Annotated in this window: 5 protein-coding genes; 4 read left to right on the top strand and 1 reads right to left on the bottom strand. The window is 37.9% G+C overall.

Features of this window, described 5'->3' with window-relative positions; genetic code table 11:
* Positions 1-216 (top strand): hypothetical protein (locus ACT3TU_RS13495; RefSeq protein ID WP_444784487.1); only part of this gene is annotated, 216 nt, incomplete at its 5' end.
* 366 nt (positions 217-582) lie between these two features.
* Positions 583-1,977, top strand: a complete 1,395-nt coding sequence (locus tag ACT3TU_RS13490) for a serpin family protein (RefSeq protein ID WP_192520456.1) — start codon at positions 583-585, stop codon at positions 1,975-1,977.
* Between the two features lie 67 nt (positions 1,978-2,044).
* On the opposite strand, the gene ACT3TU_RS13485 is transcribed toward ACT3TU_RS13490, so the two are convergent.
* Complete coding sequence (locus tag ACT3TU_RS13485) at positions 2,045-2,503, bottom strand: tetratricopeptide repeat protein (protein WP_444784486.1); 459 nt, start codon at positions 2,501-2,503, stop codon at positions 2,045-2,047.
* An 865-nt stretch (positions 2,504-3,368) separates the two neighbouring features.
* Between ACT3TU_RS13485 and repM the strand changes: the two genes are divergently transcribed.
* Both repM and ACT3TU_RS13475 read left to right on the top strand, forming a co-directional pair.
* Positions 3,369-4,304, top strand: coding sequence for a replication initiation protein RepM (gene repM / locus ACT3TU_RS13480; RefSeq protein ID WP_443509710.1), 936 nt, complete (start codon positions 3,369-3,371; stop codon positions 4,302-4,304).
* A 296-nt stretch (positions 4,305-4,600) separates the two neighbouring features.
* Positions 4,601-4,862, top strand: a 262-nt coding sequence (locus ACT3TU_RS13475) for a mobilization protein MobS (RefSeq protein WP_444784485.1), incomplete at its 3' end; no start/stop codon positions are given.

Here is a 4,862-nt window from a genome sequence, read left to right as displayed (position 1 = left end):
GCAATTACAGGGTTTATAGTAATGCTAGGCTTTTTCTTGGCGTTTATTGCTACGATGGGTCCACCTATTGCACCTCATATTTGGAATGGGGGTCTAGATGGCGGTATTAGAATAGGCACTATTGTTATCGGCTTGGGTTCATGTGCTGCTATATTGCTCTGGTTTTTCTGGACTCTATGTTGTGATATCTATCGCTTTATAATTTGTACCAAATAAACTCGGAGACTATTCTAGGTTTTACGTAAGTGGGGGTATAAGCTAGATAATTGTTACAGAGGATATGAGAATAACCAAGCAGGTGCTTTAACTAGTTCGGTACCCTAGTGAGGACTTGAATCTAAGGCTATAGGCTAATAGTATCAACGTTTTAACTGGTTGAAACAGTCACAGTGTACTTCATGGTGTACTTATCATACATATTCTAATCATGATCGGTGCGCTATACAGGCATCGAACTATCTGCTGTTTAAGCCCCTAATTAGCCTTGAAAATATAGCACGCTTACCAAACTACACTAAACGATTGTATAGAGATGATACTAGAATGGCATCATCTTAACTCTACATTATTAGTGAAGCAGATATGAAGAATAACCAGTATTGTTATCTTAAAAGAGCACATCATAACCGTATCATAAGTGCATTGGCTATCAGTAGTCTATTATTCGTGGTCAGTGGCTGTGACAGCACTATGAAAGAGTCTAAACCTACTGACAGCGTAGCCAATACCACATCAAATTCAGATAAATCATACTTACCAGATAAAGCTAAAAGCAACGCTGACGCTCAAGCAGATAGTCCGGTTGATTTTATTGCTGCTGATGATGACGCTTCTACTTCAGACGGCATCGAAAAAGTCATTACTGCCAACAATCAATTTGCCGTTGCTATGTATCAGCAGATAAATGGTCAACCTGACCAAGCAGATAAAAACGTATTTTTCTCGCCTTATAGCCTGTCTACGGCGATGGCCATGCTGTATGCCGCAGCGGAAGGGGAAACCAAAGAGCAAATTCAGAAAACTTTTTACTATCCCTCAATGGATGTTCTTAATCCTAATAGCGCCGCGCTCTATAATCAATTTAACAAACCCAATCCTGATTATAAACTTGCTACGGTCAACGATTTATGGATGGAACAAGGGTTAACACCTACTAAATCCTACGTAGATACGGTACAACGTTATTACGGGGGTCAAGTGACTAACCTTGATTTTGAAGATAATCCTGATCCTTCACGCCTCATTATTAATAAAAAAATCGCTCAGCATACCAACCAGCTGATCCCTGAATTACTGCCAAAAGGCAGTATTAAAAAAATTACGGTCGCCGTATTAACCAACGCCGTTTACTTTAAGGGCGATTGGAAAACGCCATTCAATATTCAAAGCACCAGTGAGCAGCCTTTTTATAACCATGTGGGTACAAGTCCTAATATAAAAATGATGCATACACAGGCGGATTTTGGTTATAGCGAGGACAAACAGGTGCAGGTCGTGCAATTGCCTTATAAGGGTGATGACTTATCTATGCTGGTGATATTACCAAAATCTAAAGACAAGACAGCCATGCAGCAGCTGGTGCGTGATTTAAGCGCTGATAAGATTAAAGAGTGGAATAAAGACTTAATTACGCAAGAAGTGAACCTTCACTTACCAAAGTTCAAGCTTAAAGAACGCTACGACATGAAAGATATGCTGTCAGATATGGGCATGCCCATTGCTTTTAATCAAGACAAGGCTACTTTCAAACTGTTTGATCAGCCTTTATCTACATGGATAGATGAGATCTATCATCAGGCGGTGGTCATCGTCGATGAAAAAGGCACCGAAGCAGCGGCAGCGACTGGCATTGTAGTATCTACTGAATCTGCCTCTGCTCCACCACCTGTTTTTAAAGCCGATCACCCGTTTCTTTTTATGATTAAAGACAATAAAACTGACGCAATACTATTTTTAGGTCAAGTGAATAAGCCTTAGTGGGAAACCACCTTAACTAGGGTATATCCTATTAAAAACTGGCTTATATGCCATAAGAGTAGTTTTTTTAATGGCTAAGTTTGTCTTTGTTTGAGATATATATCGTGCCAAGCTGATAATGAGCTTCTTCATTTCCTTGTTCATAGGCTTTCCAGTACCATTCACTCGCTTTAGCATGATTTACCTCTACTCCTTTGCCATAACGATACATTGAACCCAGTTTACTTTGTGAACTTGCGAGTCCTTGATTAGCAGATTTTTCATACCATTCAAACGCTTTGCTATAATCCTGACTTACGTCTTCACCCATGTCATACATCAAGCCAAGTCTATACTGTGCTTCAGCATTGCCTTGTTCGGCTAATCTGTTTAGTTTTATAAGCTCACTATCTTCTTCAGGTAATGTTTGAACTTGAGAATTTTGTTGATTCGTTGTGTTATGGATTTTGTAGCAACCTATAAGCAGTATGGGTGATAAGAAAATAACGCAAAAAGTGGTGGTTAACTTGGTTCTAGGAAAAATCATAGGTGCGGCTCAGTGATTAAAAATTGTCTATTAAGTATCTTATCAATAAAATACTTGGGGCTGTCCTAGATAAGTAAAATTATTTAGGACAGCCGTATGAGAAAAAGTAAATTAATTGGTATACCCCAAGGGAACCAGTTATTTAGCCCCTCAAACCTATTAACAGACTACTTAAAACAGACTGGTATAATGGAACCACTTATAACAGACTGTTTGAATAAAAAAGATGGTTACTAACCTCTTTTTAGCAAAATTCTATATAACTGTGGTCGCTCCCTCTCCCTTTGCTATCATAATCGCTCTCTAGCGCTCGTTTAAGCATCTTCTAGGCTCTAATTACCCATAAGTACCTAATAACTGTCTTAGCATGCCTAACAAGCCTATAAGACAGTTTAAGTAGCTGCTTAGCAAAACACTTCAACAAACTGAACTTTTACAGTCAATTTGAAATGACAGTTAACTGTAAGGTGCCACTAATCTTGAACCATTCCTAGCATGTGATAATTTCTGATCCTAAATTTATCAAAAAAATAAGCTTAGCAAATCTCTTAAATTGTCTTAAATTTTGCGTTTGGTAGCGGATTATTTAGATACATATTCTTAGGTTTTGGTGTTTTTAATGTTTTTAAAAGCTTTTAAGAGCTTTTACGTCCGCTGTAACCCTTGCCAGTCATAGCTATTAACCTCCATACCCTTACGTTTAGCGACCCATACCCTTACGTTTAGCGACCCATACCCTTACGTTTAGCGACCCATACCCTTACGTTTAGCGACCTTATAATTACAATGTATTTGAAGTTGTAATTTAATGATATTATAGTATTTATATCGACCGTCAACGAGCAAGTAAATAATGAGCAAGTTAGTGACTAAACATAATAAATTAATCAGCGCCAGTTACTCGCTTGGCGTACCTGAGCAGCGCATTATCTTCTTGGCCATTGTTGTAGCAAGGGAACAAGAGAAGTTGATTGATGCTAGAGGATTGCTACAAATCCATGCAAGCAGCTACCAAGAACAATTTAAGGTAGAAAAGCATTCAGCTTATAAAGCATTGAAAAGCGCGGCCAAAGGCTTATTTGACGCTCATTTTGAATATGATGATATTCACGAACAGACAGGTAAAGATGCCAATAATTTTATCAGATGGGTACAAAAGATAAGGTATATTAATGCGGCTGGAATGATTGAGTTACAGTTTACAGATGACGTTATACCATTGATAACGAGACTAACCGAGCAGTACACAGAATACGATCTAAAGCAGGTTAGTGAGTTGCAAAGCGAATATGCAATCAGGTTGTATGAGTTGATGATGCAATGGCAGTCTGTTGGTAAAACCAACCAGATAACGATTGATAACTTGCGTAAAAAACTAGGCGTTAAGCCTGAGCAATATAAGCAGATGTGTAATTTTAAAACGAGAGTACTAGATCATGCTGTCAAACAGATTAATGATTATACCGACATAACAGTCAAGTACGATCAGCATAAGACAGGTAAAACTATTACCGCCATATCATTTATATTTAAGAAAAAGCAGATACTTGACCCAGCTAAGAATAAAAAAAGAGATAGTGCCACTCCTGACTTGTTCCATAAAATGACTGATAGCCAAGTAAAAACATTCAGCGCCAAGCTTGCTGCCTTACCTGAACTTGGCAGTAATGCACCTATTGGTAAAAGTACTGCTGAGTTTGCCGCTATTATTGCTAATGATCTTGTAGACGAAAATAAGAAAGCCCAGTATATGCCCTATCTTGCAAAGTTAGGTTATCAACCTAAAAAGCATAAGACATAGCGATATTCTAAAATCACTAGATAATCAGTTTTTGCTTTTTTAGCACTACATATTTTCGTAGTGCTGGGGGTGTGGGGGCTTGCCCCTGCCGATGTTTTGATTTTATAAATGGTTGACCGATAGGGATAAACATTTGTGAAGTCGAAAACTCGCACTTAGTCAGTGGGACGCAACCATCTCACTTAGTCAGTGGGACGCAACCATCTGTCAAATAACTATATCATAAACTGTTGTTAGAGTCTGGCGAAGTTGCTATAGTTTGAAAGACTATAATTTTTATAATTTAAGGAAGAGTTATGAGCTTACTTGGTGGTAATGATTTAAAAGAACAGCAGAAGATTAATGCTCTTGAGCTTAAAATAAATAGAGAGAAACAGAAGTTAGATAAGAAGCTAACACGGCAAAAAATATTACTTGGTGCTTTTTTGGTAGATGCTTTAGAGAATAATTCAGTAGATGGTTTGAAAGAATATACGGCTGACAATCTATTGAATTTCCTGACCAGACAGACGGATAAGGATTTAATGGCAGATTTGGTAAAGGAACTTAAAGCAATTA

Source organism: Psychrobacter sp. AOP3-A1-26 (genome assembly GCF_052378235.1).
Classification (GTDB): domain Bacteria; phylum Pseudomonadota; class Gammaproteobacteria; order Pseudomonadales; family Moraxellaceae; genus Psychrobacter.
This window is presented reverse-complemented; position numbering and strand designations above follow the sequence as displayed.

What these genes read in the sequence shown, in the direction of transcription:
- ACT3TU_RS13490 (WP_192520456.1), top strand. Translation starts at nt 583, where the DNA reads ATGAAGAATAACCAGTATTGTTATCTTAAAAGAGCACATCATAACCGT.
- ACT3TU_RS13485 (WP_444784486.1), bottom strand. Translation starts at nt 2,503, where the DNA reads ATGATTTTTCCTAGAACCAAGTTAACCACCACTTTTTGCGTTATTTTC.